Annotated in this window: 17 protein-coding genes; 11 read left to right on the forward strand and 6 right to left on the reverse strand. The window is 70.5% G+C overall.

Annotation, left to right across the window (positions count from 1 at the left end):
- Nucleotides 1–107 precede the first annotated feature (107 nt).
- Together VFW66_07365 and VFW66_07370 are read left to right on the forward strand one after the other, a co-directional pair.
- Nucleotides 108–1,331: an MFS transporter gene (locus VFW66_07365; GenBank protein ID HEX5386496.1), complete on the forward strand. Its 1,224-nt coding sequence runs from the start codon at nt 108–110 to the stop codon at nt 1,329–1,331.
- Nucleotides 1,328–2,161 (forward strand): class I SAM-dependent methyltransferase, encoded by an 834-nt coding sequence (locus VFW66_07370; protein HEX5386497.1) that lies wholly within the window; start codon nt 1,328–1,330, stop codon nt 2,159–2,161. Before VFW66_07365 ends, VFW66_07370 begins: the two co-directional genes overlap by 4 nt.
- 41 nt (nt 2,162–2,202) lie before the next feature.
- Here the strand turns inward: VFW66_07370 and VFW66_07375 are convergent, their stop codons facing one another.
- The 3 genes from VFW66_07375 to VFW66_07385 all read right to left on the reverse strand — a co-directional run bounded on the left by VFW66_07375 (nt 2,203) and on the right by VFW66_07385 (nt 5,059).
- The gene (locus tag VFW66_07375; protein HEX5386498.1) at nt 2,203–2,460 is read right to left on the reverse strand and encodes a GlsB/YeaQ/YmgE family stress response membrane protein; all 258 of its coding nucleotides are present in this window, start codon (nt 2,458–2,460) and stop codon (nt 2,203–2,205) included.
- A gap of 90 nt (nt 2,461–2,550) precedes the next feature.
- Nucleotides 2,551–3,969 (reverse strand): DUF2254 family protein, encoded by a 1,419-nt coding sequence (locus tag VFW66_07380; protein ID HEX5386499.1) that lies wholly within the window; start codon nt 3,967–3,969, stop codon nt 2,551–2,553.
- A complete protein-coding gene (locus VFW66_07385; protein HEX5386500.1) occupies nt 3,962–5,059 on the reverse strand; it encodes an AI-2E family transporter in 1,098 nt (365 codons plus the stop codon). The genes VFW66_07380 and VFW66_07385 overlap by 8 nt, the downstream gene beginning before the upstream one ends.
- A gap of 195 nt (nt 5,060–5,254) precedes the next feature.
- Here VFW66_07385 and VFW66_07390 point away from each other — a divergent pair, with 195 nt between their 5' ends.
- The 3 genes from VFW66_07390 (at nt 5,255) to VFW66_07400 (ending at nt 11,943) form a co-directional block, all read left to right on the forward strand.
- On the forward strand, nt 5,255–7,993 hold the full coding sequence (locus VFW66_07390) for a hypothetical protein (protein HEX5386501.1): 2,739 nt from the start codon (nt 5,255–5,257) through the stop codon (nt 7,991–7,993).
- 36 nt (nt 7,994–8,029) lie between these two features.
- Complete coding sequence (locus VFW66_07395; GenBank protein ID HEX5386502.1) at nt 8,030–9,265, forward strand: cation:proton antiporter; 1,236 nt, start codon at nt 8,030–8,032, stop codon at nt 9,263–9,265.
- 80 nt (nt 9,266–9,345) lie between these two features.
- Nucleotides 9,346–11,943 (forward strand): response regulator, encoded by a 2,598-nt coding sequence (locus VFW66_07400; GenBank protein HEX5386503.1) that lies wholly within the window; start codon nt 9,346–9,348, stop codon nt 11,941–11,943.
- 6 nt (nt 11,944–11,949) lie between these two features.
- Here VFW66_07400 and VFW66_07405 read toward each other — a convergent pair whose 3' ends face one another.
- Entirely contained in the window at nt 11,950–13,446 is a 1,497-nt protein-coding gene (locus VFW66_07405; protein ID HEX5386504.1) for a zf-HC2 domain-containing protein, read from the reverse strand.
- Nucleotides 13,433–13,939, reverse strand: coding sequence for a sigma-70 family RNA polymerase sigma factor (locus VFW66_07410; GenBank protein ID HEX5386505.1), 507 nt, complete (start codon nt 13,937–13,939; stop codon nt 13,433–13,435). The genes VFW66_07405 and VFW66_07410 overlap by 14 nt, the downstream gene beginning before the upstream one ends.
- A gap of 335 nt (nt 13,940–14,274) precedes the next feature.
- Between VFW66_07410 and hppD the strand changes: the two genes are divergently transcribed.
- The 6 genes from hppD (at nt 14,275) to VFW66_07440 (ending at nt 20,800) form a co-directional block, all read left to right on the forward strand.
- Nucleotides 14,275–15,399 (forward strand): 4-hydroxyphenylpyruvate dioxygenase, encoded by a 1,125-nt coding sequence (gene hppD / locus VFW66_07415; GenBank protein HEX5386506.1) that lies wholly within the window; start codon nt 14,275–14,277, stop codon nt 15,397–15,399.
- 185 nt (nt 15,400–15,584) lie between these two features.
- On the forward strand, nt 15,585–16,799 hold the full coding sequence (locus tag VFW66_07420; protein HEX5386507.1) for a homogentisate 1,2-dioxygenase: 1,215 nt from the start codon (nt 15,585–15,587) through the stop codon (nt 16,797–16,799).
- The gene (locus VFW66_07425) at nt 16,799–18,829 is read left to right on the forward strand and encodes an acetoacetate--CoA ligase (GenBank protein HEX5386508.1); all 2,031 of its coding nucleotides are present in this window, start codon (nt 16,799–16,801) and stop codon (nt 18,827–18,829) included. The genes VFW66_07420 and VFW66_07425 overlap by 1 nt, the downstream gene beginning before the upstream one ends.
- Nucleotides 18,830–18,924: 95 nt before the next feature.
- Nucleotides 18,925–19,467: a hypothetical protein gene (locus VFW66_07430; protein HEX5386509.1), complete on the forward strand. Its 543-nt coding sequence runs from the start codon at nt 18,925–18,927 to the stop codon at nt 19,465–19,467.
- Between the two features lie 127 nt (nt 19,468–19,594).
- Nucleotides 19,595–20,173, forward strand: a complete 579-nt coding sequence (locus tag VFW66_07435) for a GNAT family N-acetyltransferase (GenBank protein ID HEX5386510.1) — start codon at nt 19,595–19,597, stop codon at nt 20,171–20,173.
- A gap of 51 nt (nt 20,174–20,224) precedes the next feature.
- Complete coding sequence (locus tag VFW66_07440; protein HEX5386511.1) at nt 20,225–20,800, forward strand: DUF4142 domain-containing protein; 576 nt, start codon at nt 20,225–20,227, stop codon at nt 20,798–20,800.
- Nucleotides 20,801–20,820: 20 nt separating this feature from the next.
- Here VFW66_07440 and VFW66_07445 read toward each other — a convergent pair whose 3' ends face one another.
- The gene (locus VFW66_07445; protein HEX5386512.1) at nt 20,821–22,209 is read right to left on the reverse strand and encodes a tryptophanase; all 1,389 of its coding nucleotides are present in this window, start codon (nt 22,207–22,209) and stop codon (nt 20,821–20,823) included.
- Nucleotides 22,210–22,328: the final 119 nt, after the last annotated feature.

Genomic DNA, 22,328 nt, shown 5'->3' on the forward strand with positions numbered 1-22,328 from the left:
TGCTTGTCGGCGGAGCCCCCGCTCCCCCTTTCCGCCTCGCCCCAGCGCAGTGATCTTCTCTGGCACCCTGTCCGCCCGTCCGCCTGTCCGCCTGTCATCAGGAGCCCATGTCCCATCGCCCCGCCGTCCTTGCCGCCTTTCTGGGCTGGACCCTGGACGCCTTCGACTTCTTTCTCGTCGTCTTCGCCCTGAGCGCGATCGGCCGCGAGTTCGGCCGGACAGATGTCGAGGTGGCGCTCGCGATCACGCTCACGCTCGCGTTCCGCCCCGTCGGTGCGCTCGTGTTCGGCCTCCTCGCCGACCGCTACGGCCGCCGCCGGCCGCTCATGCTCAACCTGGTGTTCTACTCGCTCGTCGAGGTGCTCACCGGATTCGCGCCGAGCTTCGCGAGCTTTCTCGTGCTGCGCGCGCTCTTCGGCATCGGCATGGGGGGTGAGTGGGGTGTGGGTGCCTCGCTCGCCATGGAGAAGGCGCCGAGCGGGCGGCGGGGCGTGCTCTCGGGACTGTTGCAGGAAGGGTATGCGTTCGGCTACCTGTTGGCGGCGCTCTGCTACGCGGTGGTGTTTCCGCGCTGGGGCTGGCGGCCGATGTTCGTCCTGGGCGGGCTGCCGGCGCTGCTCGCGATCTACGTGCGCGCGCGCGTCACCGAGTCCGAGGTGTGGAAGCGTTCGCGGGCCGCGGGCTGGAGCGATCTCGGGCGCGCCATCGCCGCCAACTGGAAGCTCTTCGTCTATCTCACGCTGCTCATGGCGGGAATGAACTTCGCCTCGCACGGCACCCAGGACATGTATCCCACCTTCCTTAAGCGCGAGTGGGGCTTCCTGCCCCGCGGCCAGGCGGCGGTGACCGCGATCTCGATGGTGGGCGCCATCATCGGCGGCATCGCGTTCGGCTTTGCGTCCGACCGGATCGGCCGCCGGCGCGCGATCGTCGTGGCGCTCCTTCTCGCGATGCTCGTGGTGCCGCTCTGGGCCTTTGCGCCGGGCGTGCCGCTGCTCGTGGCCGGCGCGTTCCTCCTCCAGTTCATGGTGCAGGGCGCGTGGGGGGTCATTCCGGCGCACATCACCGAGCTGGCGCCCGACGCGGTGCGCGGGTTCCTGCCCGGATTCGCCTATCAATGCGGGGTGTTGGTGGCGAGCTCGGTAGTGTACGTCGAGGCGCTCTTTGCCGCGCACACGAGCTACGCGCACTCGATGGCGCTCACCGCGCTGGTGGTCTTTGCGTTTGCCGCCACGATGGCGGCGCTCGGCCCGGAGCGGCGGGGCGCGCGGTTCGGTGCCGCCGCGGGGTTCGTGGCCGCCGGCGCCGCCGGCGCCCCCGATCGCCCGTGAACGGCCCGGCTCCGCCGCTCGGCTGCCCGGTGTGCGGCGGCGCGGCGCTCGCGCGCTACCCGGCAGCCGGCCGGCACGCACTGCTCCGGTGCGCCTCCTGCGATCTCGTCTTCAGTCCCACCGAGCCCGCCCCGCACGAAATCGAGCGCCACTACTCGGCGCCGTATTTCACGGGTGGCGGAGTCGAGTACGCCGACTACGTGGCCGACGCCGCCACCCACCGGGAGCAGGCCCGGCGCTATCTGGATACGATCGCCGAGTTCACGCCGCTCCCCTGCTCAGTGCTCGACATCGGCTGCGCGGCCGGCTTTTTCCTCGACGAAGCGCGGCACCGGGGCTGCCGGACCTTCGGCTGCGACGTAAGCGAATACGCGGCGGCCTACGCGGCGCAGACTCTCGGGCTCGAAGTCGAGCGCGCGGCCTTTCTCGACGCCACGCTGCTGCCGGATCAGGTCGACGTCGCCACGGCATTCAACGTCTTCGAGCACCTCACTGAGCCCCGCGCCGTCGTGCGCCGCCTCGAGGGCGTGGTGCGGCCGGGCGGATGCGTGATACTGGAGACCTGGGACTACCGATCGCTCGTCGCTCGCCTCCTCCGCTCCCGCTGGCACCAGTGGGACCCGCCGTTCGTGCCCTACTACTACACCCGGCGCGCGCTCGCGGCGCTCTTCCCGCCGCCCGCCTGGCATATGCTGCGTTACGCGCCCACGAGCAAGCGGGTTCCGCTCGCCCGGCTCTGGTCCGCCTTGCCGAACCGGCTCTCGATCACCTACGCGCTCGGTGACCTCGTGCTCGCCGTGTTCCGGCGCGAATCACGCGGGGCAGAGTGACGCGCACGTGACGCGATGCGGCGCTCCGCCGCACGCAGCGTCTAGCGCGCGAAGCGCAGAATGATCAGCAGCACCACCGCGCCGACGATCGACATGAAAAAGCCGGCGGGGTGGAAGCGCGCGCCCGGCGCCGGCTTCGACATGAGCCGCCCGATGAATCCGCCGATCAGCGAGCCCACGATGCCCACGACGATCGTCGCCAGGACGCCCATGTGGTCCGCCCCGGGCAGCAGGGCGCGGGCCAGGAGGCCCACGATGAAGCCGACGATGATCGACCACACGATGTGCATGAGTCCCATCGGAGTCTCCTTGTGCGGGGGGCGGGTGCGGCGCGACGCGGAGAGTGTACGGCGCGCCGGCACCGCCGGCAAGAGCCCGCGCGACCGGCGCTAGCTCTCACCCCGGGTCGAGCGCGCGCCGAGGTGGCCCACCGAGGCCGCGAGCTCGTCGGCCGCGTCCCGGAGCGCCGCCGCGGTCGTGAGCTCGCCGGCCTCGCGCAACGCGGTGCCGAGCCGGCTCACCGCGGTCTCGAGCTTGGCGGTGAGCACGTGGTCGCCGAGCGTCGAGAGGAGCCGGAGCACCATCGCGTTGGCGCGGGGGCGCCAGGCGATCGGCACCCGCGCGTAGGTCACCGCCAGCGCTTCCAGAATCTCGGCCAGCGTCTGGTGTTGCATCGACTCGGAGGCCGCAACGCCGAGCGACTCCAGCGCGTCGAAGACCGGGTCGAACGGCTCGTCGTCGTACACCACCGGCAGCGGCGGGTGCTCGCGCGCCGCCGCCTCCCGCTCGGCCTCCGCGTTTCCGTGCTCGTCCGACCAGCGCGCCAGCAGGTCCCGCAGCGCGTGGATGCAGAGGATGCCCGGCATCGGATTGGATTTCGAGCTCGACACCGAGGTCCAGCCGATGGTCTCGAGCTGCAGGATGCCGTAGCAGGCGTCGGTCTCGAAATCGCGCTTCCGCTCCAGCCGGATGGCGCGGCGTACGGCCCCGCGCGCCGCCTCCGCCTTGGAGGGTTCCGCGCCGCGCAGCTCGGCCACGGCGTCGCCGAAGCTCACGAAGCTCCCGATCAGCACCCGCAGCGACACCTCGGCCCCCTTGCCGGCCGCCTCGGCCGCGCGCGCCATCGCGTCGAAATCGAGGTGGGTCACGAAGCCGTGCCGGTCCGCGTGCACCGGCTCGGCCCGCGCGTCGAGCCGCGCCGGCGTGCGCCGCACCCGCCGGAGCGCCGCGCGCTCCCCGGCCCACGCGGCGATCGTGTGGTCGTGCACCGACGCGACGATCACGGCCGGCCGCATCTGGTTCACGCTGATGTACATGAGGAAGATGAGCAGCAGCAGCGCCACGGCGGTGAGCAGGAGCGTCATCGTGCCGCCGTAGACCGGCGTGAATCCGGGCGTCACCGTTGCCAGCGTGATGAGCGCGAAGACTGCGAGCCCCACCAGGAAGCCGAAGCAGAACTGGTTCGCCTTGCGCCGCAGGAACTGGTCGAACACTTGCGCGGTCATCGTGCTCGCCGACTGCTGGATGGCCACGAGCAGGAGCGAGATCGTGATCGACGTGACGGTGATGATGCCGCCGGCCACCGTGCCGAGCAGATTGCGCGTCGCCTCGGGGCTGCGGAAGAGGTGGCGCTCGAGCGCCCGGCGCACCGGATCGCTCGAACCGGCGGAGCCGCGGTCCAGCACGTACGAGCCGATCGCAACCGCGAGGAACGCGATCACGATGAGCGTCGGCAGCCCGAGAAATTCCGCAAAGGCGCGCCGCACCGTATCGCGGAAGCGCTCGTCGGGCCGGCCGGGCCTACGCATGCCCCTTGGGCCCGGGAGCGGCGGCGCCGGTGCGCCGCCGGATGGCCGGTGCCAGGACCCGGAGCACGAATACCTGCAACGCCCCCGCGACGGGGATCGCGACGATGGCGCCGAGCAGCCCGCCGACGGTGGCGCCGGCGAGGAGCGCGAAGATCACCAGCGCCTGCGAGGTGTGGGTCTCGCGGCCCATGATGTTCGGCGTGAGGATGTGGCCCTCGAGCTGCTGCAGGACGGTGAAGAGGGCGATCGCGAGCAGCGCCTTGGCCGGCGATTGCAGCAGCGCCGTGAGGGCGACGGCAATCCCGGCGACGATCGGCCCCAGGTACGGCACCGGCTCCCCGAGCGCCGTGAGCAGGCCGAGCACCAGCGCATACTTCACCCCGATGGCGAGCAGGCCCACATAGGCGAGCGTGCCCATGATGACCGCGTTGATCGCGGCACCGCGCACGTAGCCGCCCATCGCCGTCGCCATTTCGGCGAGGACGACTGCCGCCGGGTAGCGCGAGCCCGGGGGAACCAGGGAGAGCGCGAACCGCCGGAGCGCCGGCGTGCCGACCAGCCAATAAATCGAGAGAAACATCACGGCCAGCAGCTCGAGGAGCGACGACGCGAGCTTGAGCGGCGCCACCAGGATCGATGGGCCCGCGTTCCCGAGCTGCGCCTTCGCGGCCTCGCCGATGTGGGTGCCCATCGCGCGGTCCAGCCGCACCGTGAGCGCCTGCACGTGGGCCAGGAGCTCGGGCAGACGGCTCACCACCTCGCGCGCCTGCGCGATGAGCGTCGGTACCGTGAGCCATCCGATGAGGCCCAGCCCGAGGCCCAGGACAACGTACACGAGCGCGATCGCGAGGTTGCGGTGCATCCGGCGCGCGAGCCGCTCGACGATCGGGGCCAGCGCCTCGCCCACGGTGATGGCGAGCAGCAGGATCGCAATCGGCCGCACCAGCACGCGCACCGCGAACAGGAGCCCGATCCCGAGCGCGAGCGCGGCGGCGAGCGGCGGCACCCAGCGCCACGTGAGCCCGCGCGGGCCGACCGCGTTCGCGTTGCGCCCTGCCTCGGGCCGCTCGGGTGAGGGAACAGTTGCCATGGCGTACGAGGGTAGGCCGCGCCGGAAGACGGCTCAAGCGGTGGCGTCACATCGCGCAGCCCCTCCCGCCGGCCGGCGAAACCCGGGGGCTTGGCTTGACGTATGGTCCGCGCTGCACCACGTTCTCCGGCTCACGCCGCGTCATGGCGCGCGTTACTCGCGCGTTCTCACGATAGCTCCGATCTCGAGGTCTTCATGCGCCACGTCTGGTCCGTGCTGTTTCTCGCGTGTACCACCCTCGCCGCTCCCCTCGCCCTCACCGCCCAGCAGACCAAGCCCAGCAAACCGAAATCCGGGAAGGCGAAGCCGACCACCGAGCGCGCCACGCCTGCGCCCGGCGCCTCCGCGGTGGGCGACTCGGCGCTCGATACGCTGGTGGTGCCGGAGAGCTACCAGGCGCGCGCCATCGGGCCCGCGGTGATGGGCGGTCGTGTCGCCGCTATCGCGCTCGATCCCACCGACCCGTGGACGTACTACGTGGGCCTCGGCACCGGCGGCGTCATGAAGACGAGCGACAACGGGCAGACGTTCAAGGGGATCTTCGAGAAGCAGTCGGTCGCGGCGATCGGTGCGCTCGCCGTGGCGCCGTCCGATGCGAAAGTGATCTGGGCGGGCACCGGCGAGGCGAACGACCGCAACAGCTCGAGCTGGGGCGACGGCGTGTACCGCTCCACCGACGGCGGCGCCACCTGGAGCAACGTCGGGCTCAAGAGCAGCAAGACGATCGCGCGCGTCGTGGTGCACCCGACCGATCCGAAGACCGCGTGGGTCGCCGCCATGGGCGATCTCTGGGTGCCCGGCGGCGAACGCGGCTGCTACAAGACGATCGACGCCGGCGCCACCTGGACCCGCGTGCTGGCCGCGCCCAAACCCTACGACGATCGCGTGGGCTGCGGCGACCTCGCGATCGACCCGAGCAACCCCGACGTTCTGTATGCCGCGCTCTACGCCCGCCGCCGCTATCCCTGGCGCTTCGATGCCGGCGCGGACGCCACCGACGGCAAGGACCTCGGCGGCATCTTCAAGAGCACCGACGGCGGCGCCACCTGGACCAAGCTCGGCGGCGGCCTGCCCGCGCGCACCCAGCGCATCGGGCTCGCGGTCTACGCCAAGGATCCGAAGATCGTCTACGCGGTGGTGCAGAGCGACGCGCTCGGCACCTCCGACATTGACGATCCGAACAGCAAGGCCGGCGGCACGTTCCGCTCCGACGACGGCGGCACCTCGTGGACCCGGATGAGCCAGCTCGATCCGCGTCCCTTCTATTTCAGCCAGATCCGCATCGATCCGTCCAACGACCAGCGGATCTACGTCCTCGGTTTCATGCTCCACGTCTCCGACGACGGCGGCAAGCACTGGCGGGAGGACCGATTCAAGAATGTCCACTCGGACAACCACGCGCTCGCCATCGACCCGACGACCCCCAAGCGGCTGCTCCTCGGCACGGACGGCGGCCTTTACCAGAGCGTGAATGGCGGCGAGGGCTGGGGCTTCCAGTCCCGCATGGCGGCCGGTGAGTTCTACCGCATCAACGTGGACCGGAGCGTGCCGTACCGGATCTGCGGCGGCCTGCAGGACAACACCAACTGGGTAGGGCCGAGCGCCACCGGCACCAAGGACGGCATCCGCAACGGCGACTGGACTCAGATCGGCGGCGGCGACGGCTCCTACTGCCTCTTCGACGCCACCGACTCCAACATTGTGTACGCGGAGTCGCAGCAGGGGTTCGTCTTCCGGATCAATCTGAGCAACGGCCAGGAGAAGCTCATCAAGCCGTCGCCCACCGAGGGCTCACCGACCTTCCGCTATCACTGGAGCTCGCCGGTCATCCAGAGCGTGCACGACCCGAAAGTCCTTTACTACGGCGCGGACCGGGTCTTCAAGTTCACCAACCGCGGTGACGACTGGGCCGAGATCAGCGGCGATCTCTCGACCCGCGATCTCTCGCGCATGACCGCCACCGGCAGCGGCGCCGAAGAGTTCGGCGTCGTCTTCGCGCTGGCCGAATCGCCGGTGAAGCAGGGGCTGCTCTGGGCCGGCACCGACGACGGCAAGCTGTGGAAGACGGAAAACGACGGCGCCGCGTGGATCGATCTCACGCCGACGCTTCCCGCGGCGGTGAAGGGACTCTGGATCTCGCGCATCGAGGCGAGCGCGCACGACCCGCAGGTGGCCTACGTCGCCATCGACGGCCACCGCACCGGCCGCTACGCGCCGTATCTCTTCCGCACGGCGGATGGCGGCAAGACGTGGCAGAGCATTTCCGCGAACCTTCCCGACGGCGGCCCCGTCAAGGTGGTGCGCGAAGATCCGAACAACCCCGGTCTGCTCTTTGCCGGCACCGAGTTCGCGCTCTGGGCAAGCGTGGACCGCGGCGGCCGCTGGTTCAGGATCGGCAAGCTGCCGACCGTCGCTGTCGACGACATCCTGATCCACCCGCGCGATCTCGATTTGCTCATCGCCACACACGGCCGCAGCATCTATATCCTCGACGACATCCGTCCCCTCGAGGAGTTCACGCCCGAGGTGCGGCGTGAGGACGCGCATCTGTTCAGCATCCGCCCGGCGACGGCACGCTATCTCCTGCCGGGTTGGGAGGAGAGCGCGGGCGACGCGGTGTTCCGCGGCAAGAATCCTCCCGAGGGCGCGATCCTCACCTGGTACGTGCGGCGTTACACCGGCGACGACGTGAAAATCGCGATCACCAATTCGGAGGACCAGCCGGTCGCCAACCTCAAGGCGCCAGGCACACCCGGGTTCGGCCGGGTCAACTGGAATCTGCGGCCCACCAAGGACGTCCTGACCGAATACGGCGGGGACCGGGCCGACCGGCCCGTCGCTGCCGGCGAGTACAAGGTGACGCTCACCTTCGGGCACACGAAGCAGACGCAGATGGTGCACGTGTCCGCCGCGCCGGGACTCGTGACCCGCTGAGCGTCGGCTCCGCCGACGCCCGCGATCGTTCGCGCCATGCCGCACCCCGATCCGGTCACTGCAGTGCTGATCGGGCTCGCCGTCATCCTGGTGAGCGCGAAGCTCGGCGGCGACCTGGCCGAGCGGATCGGGCAGCCCGCGGTGCTCGGCGAGCTGCTCGTCGGCATCGTGCTCGGCAACATCGGCTACGCCGGCGTCCACTGGTTCGAGCCGATGCGGGAGAATGCGGGTCTCAACATCCTCGCGCAGCTCGGCGTGATCGTGCTCCTGTTCGAAGTGGGGCTCGAGTCGACGGTGCGCGACATGATGCAGGTGGGCGCGCGTTCGCTCGTTGTGGCGGTGCTCGGCGTGGTGGCGCCGTGGCTGCTGGGGTGGTGGGTGGGGCATCTCGTGCTGCCGGAGGAGAGCGCATACGCCCACGCCTTTCTGGGCGCCACGCTCACCGCCACGAGCGTCGGCATCACCGCGCGGGTGCTGCGCGACCTGGGCCGCGCCACGACGCCCGAGGCGCGGGTGATCCTGGGCGCCGCGGTCATCGATGACGTCCTTGGCCTCGTAATCCTTGCGGTGGTGGCGGGCATCATCGCGGCGGCCGATGCCGGCACCGCGCTCTCCCTCGGCGACGTCGGGTTCATCTTCGGCAAGGCGTTCGTCTTTCTCGCGCTTGCGCTGTGGCTGGGCGTCGTGCTCTCGCCGCGGCTCTTCCGGATCGCGTCGCGCCTGCGCGGGCAGGGCGTCCTCCTCGCCACCGCGCTCAGCACCTGCTTCGTCATCGCGTATCTCGCGTCGGTCATCGGCCTGGCGCCGATCGTGGGCGCCTACGCCGCGGGGCTCATTCTCGAGGCGGTGCACTACCGCGACTTTACCGAGCGGGGCGAGCACGAGCTGGAGCACCTGATCCAGCCGATCTCCGCCTTCCTCGTGCCGGTGTTCTTCGTGCTCATCGGGATGCGGGTGGACCTCGGGGCCTTCGCGCGGGTGGAGGTCCTCGGCCTCGCCGCGCTGCTCACCATCGCGGCGATCATCGGTAAGCAGGCGTGCAGCCTCGGCGTGCTCGGCACCCGGCTCGACGCGCTCAGCATCGGCCTCGGCATGATCCCTCGCGGCGAGGTCGGCCTCATCTTCGCGAGCATCGGCCTTACCCTGTCGGTGGGCGGCGAGCCCGTGGTCGACGCCGGCACCTACTCCGCCGTCGTCATCATGGTCATGGTGACGACGCTGGTGACGCCGCCCGCGCTCAAGTGGAGCCTCGCGCGGGCCGCATCGCGCTGAGCGACACGCCCGCGTGCGGCGCGCTTGGTGTGCGGCGCATCACAGCGATTCCGCCCGCCGACCCGAACACTTCCCCAACCATGGCGAACCACGCAGCCACGCCGCTGGAGAGCATCTCGCTCGTCGCCCGGCCGCCGAGCATCTCGGGCTCGATACGGGCATGGACGGACCCCGAGCCCGAGTGGCGGCGCATCGGCCTCAGCATCACCGGGCCGCTGCTCACGCTTGCCGTCGCGATCGCGTTCGATCTGGTCGCGCGCTTCAACGGCCTCATCCCCAATCCCACTCCGCTGCTCCTTCTCACGGTGGCGTACGCCGGGTTCGCGGGCGGCCTGCAACCCGCGCTCATCAGCGCGCTCGTGACGCTGGTGTATGGCGCGCACTACTTTGCCGAACCATGGCCGGGACTCTTCCATTACACGTCCGAAGGCTTCATGAGCCTCGCCGCGCTCGCCTTCGCGACGCCGGCCATCGCGGTGCTCACGGGCCGGCAGGGTGACCGGACGCGCTCGCGGCGCGCGGGGCCGGCGCTCGAGCGGCTCGCGCGCCGCCACGCGCTCCAGCATGAGATCACCGCGCGGCTCGCGCTGAGCGGCGACGCCGAGGACGCCCTGCAGAGCGTGGCGCGCGCGGTGGTACCGCTGCTCGGCGACTGGTGCATGATCCAGGTCGCCGGCGCCCACGGCGAGATGGAGGCGGCCGCCGCCGCGCACAAGAGCGGCGCGCACGAGCTGCTGGTCCGGACGCTGTGCGCGCGTGGCTGGCCTGACGGCGGAGTGGGCGGGGCGGGCGCGGTCGGCGCGGCCGCAGATGGTGCGAGCGCGAACGGCGCCGCTCTGAACGGGGTGGTGAATGGCGGCAATGCGAATGGCGCAGCCTCTGACGCAGCCGCAGGGGGCGCCCCCAACGCGCCGCGCCGCTTCAATCTCACCCGCGACGCGGTCCGCGCGCGCTCGCGCGACGGCGAGGACGCGAACCTGGCCGAGCGCCTGGCCCCGGCCGCGATCCTGTCGCTGCCGCTCGTGGCCGGCGGCCACCGGCTCGGCCGGCTCCTCCTGGGCCGCGCGCGCGGCGGCTGGCTCGGCGCCGGCGCCGCCGACGAGTTCGACGCCGCCGATCTCAGGGACGCAAGCGAGATCGCGCAACGCGTAGCACTCGCCCTCGGGCATGGGCGGCTCGCCCGCGCGTGCGCGGCGGCCGACGAGCGCCAGCGGCTGCTGTTCGCGGCCCACCCGCGGCCGATGTGGATCTTCGACGTGGAGACGCTCGCGATACTCGAGGTGAATGACGCCGCGATCCATTTCTATGGCTACGCGCGCGAGGAGCTGCTCGCGATGACGATCATGGACCTGCACCCCGCGGGTCCGAACGGCGATCTCACGATGCTGCTCCCATCGCTCGAGTGGGGCAGCGCCCGGCGTCCGGGCGTGGCGCTCACCCAGCACCGGCGGCACGACGGCAGCGTGGTCGACGTCGAGATCGTCTCGCACGAGCTGACGCTCGGCGCCACGCGCGCCCGCCTGGCGCTCGCCACCGACGTCACCGAGCGCACCCGCGCGCTCGCCGCGCTGCACGCCACCGAAGACCAGCTGCGGCAGGCGCAGCGCAGAGAGGCGGTGGTGCGGCTCGCCGCCGGCATCGCGCACGACTTCAACAACGTGCTCACCGCGATCCAGGGCTACAGCGACCTGCTGCTCCGCGACCTGGAGCCCGCCGATGCGCGCCGCCACGATGCGATGGAGATCGGCCGCGCGGCCGAGCGGGGCGCGGTGTTGACGCGCCAGCTCCTCGCCTTCGCCGGCCACGAGACGCGCGAGCCCGCGCTGCTCGATCTCAACGCGATGATCGTCGAGCTGGAGACGCTGATGCAGCGGCTGGTCGGTGCCGAGGTGCGGCTCGCCACCGTGCTCTCACCCCGCCTCGGGCGCGTCTTCGCCGACCGGGCCCAGCTCGAGCAGGTGCTGCTCACGCTCGTGCTGAACGCGCGCGAGGCGATGGCTGACGGCGGCGAGCTCACGATCGAGACCTCCGAGCGCCGGGTGAGCGGCGTGGGCAAGGGCAGGCTCCTCATGCCCGGCCACTACGCCGTGCTTACCATGCGCGACACCGGCGCGCCACTTCGCGCGGCACCTTCGCCCGACTCGGCGCTCGGCCTCTCGATCGCGTGCGGCATCGTGAAGCAGCACGGCGGCGTGGTCCGCGTGGTGACCGAGCCGGAGCGGGGCACCACGCTCAAAATCATCCTCCCCCTCGCCGAGGGCGACGAGTCGACGGCCGAGCCGTCCGCCGCGGCACTCGCGGGGACCGAGACGGTGCTGGTGGTGGAGGATGAAGAAGGCGTGCGCGAGCTGCTGCGAAAAGTGCTCGCCCGCTACGGCTACCAGGTGCTCGAGGCGCGGCACGGACGCGACGCGCTGCTCGAGGTCGAAAAGTGGCCCGGGGCCATCCATCTACTCGTGACCGATGTCGTGATGCCCGAGATGAGCGGCCCCGAGCTTGCCGAGCGGCTCAGGCGGCGCCGGCCCGACCTCCGCGTGATCTTCATCTCGGGCTACACCAGCCAGGAGCTGCTCAGGCGCGGCGGCGCCGATGCCGACCTGGTGGTGATGCAGAAGCCGTTCACCTCCGAGGAATTCGTGCAGCGGGTGCGCGAGGTGCTCGACGCGGCCGTTGTGTGATGGCGGTCAGCGCACCTCGCGCGCGAGCGTAGAGAGCCAGTCTGAAGTCGCATCGCCGTGCAATTGGAGCAACACGGACCCCGTGACCCAGCGCTGCGAGCCGCCGGGTCCCGTCTCCGGCGAGGCCGGCAGCCGGCTCGCCTCCGCCGCGCTCACCCGCTGTTGATCGAGATAGAGCAGATGCCCGCTCGGATCCTGGTACACGGCGCGCACCACCGGCCGATCGGGGTCCGCGCCCGGCACGCTCTTCCCCGGCGCCAGCCCGACCAGCCGGCGGGTGACACCGACGGCATCGATCGCGTGCAGCGGGCCGCCCAGGAGGCGGGCCGCTTCGTCGAGGCCGATGCGATCGTACACCTGCGCGCGCTGATCGATGGTGGGCGCCGCGGGCACGGGCGCCGGCGCCGGCGCCCGCGCCGCGGCCGCACGGCTGGCCACCGCGATGCTGTCGCGCCGGGCGCGCTCCGCGGCCGCTTTCCGCTCGGCGTCGATGGCCGCGAGCGCACGTGCGCTCTGCTCCTCCGCTCTCTGCCGGTCGAGCGCACGGGTGGCTTCGGCGGCGCGGTCGCGCACGGCGCGCACCCCCGCGGCGCTGTCGCCCGCGTTGGGGTCGCCGGCAGCGGCGCCGGCGGCCGGCTCGTTGGTGGAGTCGTCTGGCGACGCCGCGGAGGTGGATGTGTCGCCGGAGGTATTGCCGGCGCTTGCGGCCGACTCGGCCGCGGCCGGCTTCGGCTCCGTCGCCGGCGCTTTCGTTTCCGGCGCAGCGTCCTTTGCCGGGGCTTTGGGGGTGGGCGCCGCGGCAAGCTGCTTCTGTGGCGGCGGCGTCTCTGCGGGAGCAGCCGACTTGGGCTGCGGCGCTGGCGTCTTCGCTGCCGTCTTTGCCGCTGCCGCGTTCGCATTTGCCGGCGCCGCCGAGTCCGCCCCTTCCGCCATCGCGAGCGCGCGCATGGAATCGAGCACGGCGGCCGCGCGCTCGGTGGGCGATGCGCTGTCCGCGAGCGCACCGGCCGCGGCGGCGGCTCCCGGCGCGCTCTGAAACTCCTCGGGACGAAGCCGCAGCTCCCCCGGGCCTGGCGCCGGTGCCAGCGCCGCCTTGACACCCCAACCTCCGGCGCCCACCACCACGGCAATCCCGGCAGCCCACGCGATGAGCCGATTCCGCTGCCGGCGGATGTCGACCGGCGCGGGATTGTCGGGGACGTACACCACCGGGTCGCCGGGAATCGAAGAGCTGCCGCTGTCGAACGACCAGGTGTCGGGCGGCGTCGCGACACGCGGCTCGGAGTGCGCGGCAGGCGACCGATCGTCCGCCGGCCGATCCTCCATCGGAGACTCGATGGCCTTGAGCAGACGCTCGGTCTCGGCCAATATCTGGCGCGCCTCGTCGAGCCGGGCCGCGCAGGTGGGGCAGGTCGCGAAGTGGGTCTGAACCTGCTGCACCTCGGTCGGCTCCAGCTCGCCGTCGAGCAGCGCGTGCAGCGTTCCCTCGTCAACGTGCGGCATGCTGCGCCTGCCCTTCCGTCTCGTGATACGCCTCGACCAGCCGGCGCCGCGCGCGGGCGAGGGTCGTGCCTACCGCGCCGCGCGCGAGGCCAAGCGTCTCGGCGATCTCGTCATAGCCGAACCCTTCCGCTCTGAGCAACAGTGCCTCGCGATCCCTCTCCGTAAGCCGGCCGAGCGCCGTGCGCACCCGCGCAGCGGTCTCGCGCCGCTCGAGCTCCACGTCCGGCGGGGGCACGGGCCGGTCATCGAGCTCCGCCTTGAGCAACTGCAACCGCCGCCCCTGCCGCACCGAACGCCGTCCATCCTCGCGCACCAGGTTGAGGGCCACGGCAAAGAGCCAGGGCCGCGGGTTCCGGGGCGGCGCCGCGACCGCGCGCGCGAAGGTTTCCTGTGCCAGCTCCTCCGCCCGGTCGCGGTCGCCGGTCCGGCGGTAGAGCATGCGGACGAGCGAGTCGTGGTACGTTTCGAAGAGATGTCCGACACCGTCGTTCATGCCGTGGCCTCGATCACCATCCGAATCCCGCTACTGGACGCTACCGCCGAGGCTTCCCCCAGTCCATATGGCCGAGCCCCGCGGGCGGGGCTGTTCGCTCGCACGTCCCGGGCCACGGGCCGAGCTGGCCGGGCGCCGCCACGCGCAGAGGGCGGCGAGCTCCGGTTCGAGACCTCGCGCCGCGAGGGCGGGGGCAGCGACGGGTGGGGCATGCGGATCCGTTCCTGCAGAAGCCCTTTGCCGCCGCCGATCTCTTCGCCAAGATGCGCGGAATACTCGAGGAGGCGCGAGCCGGTCGGGTAGTGGAGACCCGACGCCGGGGATATCTTTCGGGCATGACAGAGACCGCCTCCGCCCCCGCCTCCCGCGCCGTCGACACCTTCCCGATCAACGGCACCGACTTTATCGAGTTCTACGTCGGCAACGCCAAGCAGGCGGCCCACTACTACCGGGGCGCCTTCGGCTACCGGCTCACCGCCTACCGCGGCCCCGAAACCGGCACCCGCGACCGCGCGAGCTACGTGCTGGAGCAGGACAAGGTGCGGCTCGTGCTCACGACGCCGCTCCAGCCCGACGGGCCGGTCGCCGAGCACGTGCGGCGCCACGGCGACGGCGTCAAGGACATTGCGCTCTGGGTGGACGACGTCCGCACGGCATACGCCGGTGCGGTGGAGCGCGGCGCGATATCCGCGGCCGAGCCCGCGGTGCTCAAGGACGAGCACGGCGAAGTCGTGACCGCCGCGATCCGCACCTACGGCGACACCATCCATTCCCTCATCGAGCGGCGGAACTACCATGGGCCGTTCATGCCGGGGTTCAAGCCCGTCACCTCGCGGTATGATCCGGCGCCGGTCGGGCTCAAGTACGTCGACCACTGCGTCGGCAACGTCGAGCTCGGCGCGATGAATCGCTGGGTGGAGTACTACGAGCGGGTGCTCGGCTTTTACAATCTCATCTCGTTCGATGACAAGACGATCTCCACCGAATACTCCGCGCTCATGTCGAAGGTCGTGGCCAACGGGAACGGACGGATCAAGTTTCCGCTCAACGAGCCGGCACAGGGGCGCAAGAAGTCGCAGATCGACGAGTATCTCGAGTTCTACCACGGGGCCGGCGTGCAGCACATCGCCATCGCTACCGATGACATCGTCCGCACCGTGACCGCGCTGCGCGATCGCGGCGTCGAGTTCCTCCGCGTGCCCGGCGCCTATTACGAGGATGTGCTCGACCGGGTGGGGCACATCGACGAGGACTTGGAGCCGCTCCGCGAGTTGGGTGTCCTGGTCGACCGCGACGACGAAGGCTACCTGCTGCAGATCTTCAGCAAGCCGGTGGAAGACCGGCCGACGTTGTTCTACGAGATCATCCAGCGGAAGGGTGCAAAGAGCTTCGGCGCCGGCAATTTCAAGGCGCTGTTCGAAGCGATCGAGCGAGAGCAAGCGGCGCGGGGGAATTTGTGAGGCGGGACGGGCGGCATGAGGAGATCACGCGGGGGAGCGGCGCAAAGGGGGACGGGGCTCCGCCGACCAGCCGACAGTCGGCTCCGCCCCCGCCCCCGCCCCCGTTTGCGCCGCTCCCGCGCGCCTCCGATCGGGCCGGTGCGTGACTACCTGAACGCCTGACCGCCTGTCCGCCAGGAGACACCATGCCCATCTATCACACCCTCGGCCAAATCCCCCGGAAGCGCCATACCGCCTTCCGCAAACCTGACGGCGGCCTTTACGCCGAAGAACTCATGGGGCACGAGGGGTTCACCGGCACATCCTCACTTCTTTACCATGCTCACCCTCCTACCACCGTAAAAGCCGTCCGCCGCGTCAAAGAGGTGAAGTACGAGGCCGATCCGGATGCTACGCTCCGGCACCGGCACTTCCGCACCGCACTCGCGCGGAAAGGCGGGAGCCCCACGCTGGATCGCATTCCGCTGCTCTTCAACGCGGATGTCGCCATGCTCTATGTCGAGCCGGACGAGAACGACGCGCACTTCTATCGCAACGGCCAGGGCGACGAGTGCGTGTACGTAAGCAAGGGCAGGGGCGTGCTCGAGACGGTGTTCGGCGATCTGCCGTTCGGCGAGGGCGACTACCTCGTGATCCACCGCGGCATCCTCCACCGCTACCGCTTCGACTTGGGCACGAGCACGGGCGGCGAGCCGGCCGAGCGACCCAAGCTCGTCGTCTTCGAGAGCCGCGGCCACATCCGCTGGCCCAAGCGCTACCGCAACGAGTACGGCCAGCTCATCGAAGGCGCGCCCTACAGCGAGCGCGACATCCGCCGCCCCACGGAGCTCAAGACGCACGACGAGATGGGCGACTTTCCGCTCCTCGTCAAGCAGTACGACGGGATCAACGAGCTGGTGCTCGACCACCATCCATTCGACGTGGTCGGATGGGACGGCTACTTCTATCCGTGGGCGTTCAACATCCGCGACTTCGAGCCGATCGTGGGCCGCATCCACCAGCCGCCGCCGGTGCACCAGACGTTTCAGGGCGACGGGTTCGTCATCTGCAGCTTCTGTCCCCGGCCGTACGACTTCGACCCCAACGCCGTGCCCGCGCCCTACAACCACAGCAACGTGGACTCCGACGAAGTGCTCTACTACGCGTCGAGTGAGTTCATGAGTCGCAAGGGCATCGAATTCGGCAGCATCACCCATCATCCCGACGGGCTCCCGCACGGCCCGCACCCCGGCCGCGCCGAGGCGAGCATCGGGCAGAAGTACACCAACGAGCTGGCGGTCATGATGGACAGCTTCCGGCCGCTCACCGTCGCCAGGGCGGCGACGGCCATCGAGGACCCGAGCTACCACAAGTCGTGGCTCGATCAGCAGCACGAGGTGTTCAACCCGCCCACGAGCTAGTGGCGCCGGCCGCGGGGCCCCCGTCCGCGGCGCTCGCGGGCGCCGGCGCACCGGTCTGGGTACCCTCGGCCGAACGCGTCGCGCGCGCCAACCTCACCCGCTTCATCCGGGACCACGCCCCGTTCGCCCCTGACTATGCGGCGCTGCACGCCTGGTCGGTGGCGCGGCCCGAGGAGTTCTGGGCCGCGGTGTGGCGCTTTGCAGGCGTCATCGCGAGCGAGCGCGGACCGGGCGTGCCGCCCTGGGATGCGGTGCTCGATGGCGGCGAGCGCATGGCGCCTCCCGATCCGGTGCTCGGGCCGCGGTGGTTCCGCGGCGCGCGGCTCAACTTCGCGGAGAACCTGCTGCGCTGGCGCGACGAGCGTCCCGCGATCGTCTTCTGGAACGAGCTTGGCCGGCAGCGCACGCTCACCCATGCCGAGCTGGCTGCGGAGGCGGAACGCTTTGCCGCGGGGCTCAGGGCCGCCGGTGTGGTGGCCGGCGACCGCGTCGCCGGCTTCCTGCCGAATCTCCCCGAGACCGTGATCGCGATGCTCGGCGCCGCGAGCATCGGCGCCGTCTGGTCGTCGTGCTCCCCGGACTTCGGCGTCGGCGGCGTGCTCGATCGCTTCGGGCAGATCGCGCCCAAGGTGCTCGTCGCGGCGGACGGGTACCGCTACGCCGGCAAGCGCATCGACGTCCTCGACCGCGTGCGCGCGGTGCGCGCGCGCATTCCGGACATCGCGCGCGTCGTGGTCGTCCCCTACCTCGACCATCGGCCTGACATCGGCGACATCCCGGGCGCGATGCGCTGGGACGAGTTCGTCAGTGCCGGTGCCAGCGAGCCGGTCGGATCGGCGCCCGAATTCGCCCGGCTCCCGTTCGATCATCCGCTCTACATCATGTATTCGTCGGGCACCACCGGGCTCCCCAAGTGCATGGTCCACGGCGCGGGCGGCACGCTGTTGCAGCACCTGAAAGAGCTGACGCTGCACACCGACCTCACCCGCGACGACCGAATCTTTTACTTCACCACCTGCGGCTGGATGATGTGGAACTGGCTGGTGTCGAGCCTCGCCGTGGGTGCCACGGTGGTGCTCTACGACGGCGCGCCGCTCGCGCCCCGGCCGGAGATCCTCTGGGACATGGCCGAGGCCGAGGGCGTCACCGTCTTCGGCGCCAGCGCCAAGTACCTGGCGCTCGCCGAAAAGCAGGGGCTCGCGCCAGGCACGAGCCACGAGCTTTCGGCGCTCCGCGCCATCCTTTCCACCGGCAGTCCGCTGGCACCCGCAAGCTATGACTACGTGTACACTCGGGTGAAGCACGACGTGCACCTCGCCAGCATCAGCGGCGGCACCGACATTGTCTCCTGCTTTGCGCTCGGGAATCCGATAGCCCCGGTCTGGCGCGGCGAGCTGCAGGCGCCGGGGCTCGGCATGGCGGTGGAGGCGTGGGATGACGAGGGCCGCCCGGTGCTGGGCCGCCCCGGCGAGCTGGTCTGCATCCGCCCGTTTCCGAGCATGCCGGTGGCGTTCTGGAACGATCCGGAAGGCGCGCGATATCGCGCCGCCTACTTCGACCGGTTTCCGGCCGTCTGGCGCCACGGCGACTGGGCCGAGCTCACCGACCACGGCGGCCTCGTCATCCACGGCCGGAGCGACGCGACGCTCAACCCCGGCGGGGTCCGGATCGGTACCGCGGAGATTTACCGGGTGGTGGAGCAGCTTCCCGAGGTGCTCGAGGGCCTCGTGATCGGACAGGAGTGGGAGGGCGACGTGCGGGTCGTGCTCTTCGTGCGCCTCCGGAACGGGCTCACGCTCGACGACGCGCTCCGGGAGCGCATCGTCCGCCGGATCCGGGACGAGGCGAGTCCCCACCACGTTCCGCGGCGCATCGTCCAGGTGAGCGACATCCCCCGCACGATCAGCGGCAAGATCAGCGAATTGGCCGTGCGCGAGGCGGTGCACGGCCGGCCGGTGCTCAACCTGGATGCCCTGGCCAACCCGGGCGCGCTGGACCAGTTCCGGGACCGGCCCGAGCTCGCAATGTGATCCACGCCATAGGCGCCCCGGGGCGCCCCTTCTAGCTTGGCTCCGCTGAACGGACTCAGATACCCGTCCACCACGTCTCTTCGGGGGATTCCGCAATGCGGAAATTGCTATTCGTGGCCGCGCTTGCTGCCGTGGCGGCCTGCCATCAGCAGAACGCCGACGTGGGCCAGGCGAGCCCCGACACCGGCCGGAACGGTAGTGACACGATGACGACGCGCACTGATACGATGGTGACGCGGTCCGACACCATGAACAACAACACCGGGTATCAGCCGAGTCCGACCCGGACCGACTCGACGGCGGGGATGGACACGACCCGTGCGGGGGCAGACACGTCCCAGGGCCAGGTTCAGAGCCCGACACCGCCCGCGCCGTCTGCCTCCGACACCGGCATGGTGTCGGATTCCACGGGGCAGAGGAGCGACAGCGCGCTCACCAACCCCGCGACTCCCGATACGACTGGCGGGCAGCCCGGCGCGCAGGCGACGCCGTCCCAGACCGGGAGCGACACCATGGCGATGCCTCCGACCAGTGGAGCGGACAGCACGCTGACTCACCCCAACGTGCCCGACACGACGATGATCCACGACTCGAGCACGATGAGCCACGACTCCATGATGAGCCACGACTCGATGTAGCCGGTAACCGCCGCGGTAGCGGCGACGGGCGCGGGGGCGAAACGACGCCTTCGCGCCCGTCGTGCGTCGGACGCTGCCCGCCGCGCGTCGCTTGACATGGCGCCGGGGCGCGGGTCGGTTTGAGACCATGCCGGCCGCCACCGTCGAAGTCGTCCGCACCTATCTCGAGATGACCGCGCCCGAGGCGCTGGCGCCCGCTCGCGGCCCGGCGCCCACTGAAGCGCGCGCGTTCCGCGTCGAGCGCGTCGGCTTCTGCCCGGCGGCGTTCTTTCGATTTCTATACGGCGAAGTGGGACGGGCCTATCGCTGGACCGACCGGCTGGGCTGGAGCGATGGCGAGATCCGGGCCTACCTCGATGCCGGCGACGTTTCGTTCCACGTGCTCTACGTGGAGCACGCCCCCGGCGGCTACTTCGAGCTCAAGCGCGATGGTCTGGCCGCCATCGAGATCGCGTACTTCGGCCTCCTGCCCGACTACGTCGGGCACGGGCTCGGCGGGTGGTTGCTGACGCGCGCGGTCGAGACGGCGTGGGCGGATAAGCCGGCGCGCGTCTGGCTGCACACCTGCACGCTGGACCATCCGGCCGCCCTGCCCAACTATCTCAAGCGCGGATTCCGCCGCGTGCGGGAGGAGCGTTACCTCGTGCCGGCGATCCTCCAGGCGCCGGATGGATCGTCCTCAGGAGTATGTCAATTAAACCCTTGACTTTTTTGCCGACTGACGCGACTATCGGGTCTCACCCTCCGAGGAGGACCCGTGGTACTGCTCTCCCTTATGCAGGCGGCGCTCGCCCATGCCGCCCAGACTTCGGCAACGGTCGTGCTGCTCTCGACCGCTGCCGCGCCGCCGCCCATCGTGACGCCGCTCCACCCCACGGCGCTCGATGATGCGACCATCGTCGCCATCTTCGACGCCGCAAACACCCTCGACATCAAGGCCAGCGACCTGGCCCTCAACAAGTCGCACAACAAGGACGTGCGGAGCCTCGCCAAGACCTTCAGGCACGACCATACCGCCGTGCGCCAGAAGGGCCGCGACCTCGCGAAGAAGCTCGGCGTCACCCCCACGCCGCCCGCGTCGTTCGCGCTCGCCGACCAGCACGCCCAGGCGATGAAGGATCTGAAATCCAAATCGGGCGCCGAGTTCGACCGCGCGTATGCGGCGGAGGAGGTGAAGTATCACCAGGACGTGATCGACGCGCTCAATACGACACTGCTGCCCGCGATTCAGAACGCGGAGCTCAAGTCGTTCGTGCAGAGCGTGGTGCCCGCATTCCAGGGTCATCTGGCCGCCGCCAAGGCGCTGCAGCAGAAACTCGGTGAGTCGAGTTGAGCCTGGCCAGTCGCGGCGCGTCAGTCGGCGGGCGCGTCGAGCGGGGCAAAGCCGGCGGTGAAGTGGCGGAGCACCGGCGCCTGCTCGACGAAGCGGTAGCCCCCGACCCGATGGCGCCGGGCCCAGACGTTGAGCACCGCCTCGACCACGTAGTCGATGTGACTCTGGGTGTAGACCCGACGCGGAATCGCGAGCCGCACCAGCTCCATCGGTGCGGCTGATTCCACACCGGTCGCGGGGTCGTGCCGCCCGAACATGACGGTGCCGATCTCGACGCCCCGGATCCCCGCCTCCCGATACAGCTCCACCACCAGCGCCTGGCCCGGCAGCGCGAGCGGCGGCAGGTGCGGAAAGAACGCCGCGGCGTCGATGTAGATGGCGTGGCCCCCGGGCGGCTCGACGATCGGCACGCCGGCCTTGGCGAGGTGCTCGCCCAGGTACGTGGTCGAGGTGATGCGGTAGAGCAGATAGTCTTCGTCGAGCGCCTCATACAATCCGGTCGCGATGGCCTCGAGGTCGCGGCCGGCCATTCCCCCATAGGTCGGAAATCCCTCCGTCAGAATGAGCAGATCGCGCTCGCGCTCGGCGAGCCGGTCGTCGTGGGTGCCGAGGAAGCCGCCGATGTTGGCCATGCCATCCTTCTTGGCCGACATGGTGCAGCCGTCCGCATGCGAAAACAGCTCGCGCGCGATGTCGATCGGTGCGCGGTCGGCGTAGCCCGGCTCGCGCAGCTTGATGAAGTAGGCGTTCTCGGCAAAGCGGCAGGCGTCGATGTAGAGCGGAATCCCGTGCTCCCGGCACACCGCCGAGACGGCGCGCACGTTGGCCATCGAGACCGGCTGGCCGCCGCCCGAGTTGTTGGTGACGGTGAGCATGACGAGCGGCACGCGCTCCCGTCCGACGCGCGCGATGAGGGCGCGGAGCGCGTCGACGTCCATGTCCCCCTTGAACGGGAGCCGGAGCGACGGCACGCGGCCTTGCGCGGTGGGCAGATCCAGCGCCTCGGCGCCCGTGGCCTCGACGTTGGCGCGGGTGGTGTCGAAGTGCGTGTTGTTGGGCACCACCTGTCCCGGCGCGCAGAGGAGCGAGAAGAGGATCCGTTCGGCCGCGCGGCCTTGGTGAGTAGGGAGCACGTGGCGGAAGCCGAAGATGTCATGCACCGCCGCCTCGAAGCGGAACCACGACTGGCTGCCGGCGTACGCCTCGTCGGCCCGCATCACGGCGGCCCACTGCTCCGCGCTCATGGCGGCGGTGCCGCTGTCGGTGAGAAGATCGATGAGCACGTCTTCGGCGCGGAGCCGGAAGACGTTGTAGTGCGCCGCGCGTAGGCGCTCCTCGCGCTCCGCCGGTGTCGTCATCCGGATCGGCTCGACCGATTTGATCTTGAACGGCTCGATGATGGTGCGCATGCGGCAAAGATAGGCGGACAGGCGGACAGGCGGACGGGCGGACAGACGGACAGGCGGACGGTAAGGACGTCCGATCGGTTCGGGATCGGCGCAGCAATGGGGCAGGGGCGGAGCCGACT

The organism is Gemmatimonadales bacterium (assembly GCA_036279355.1).
GTDB lineage: Bacteria > Gemmatimonadota > Gemmatimonadetes > Gemmatimonadales > GWC2-71-9 > DASQPE01.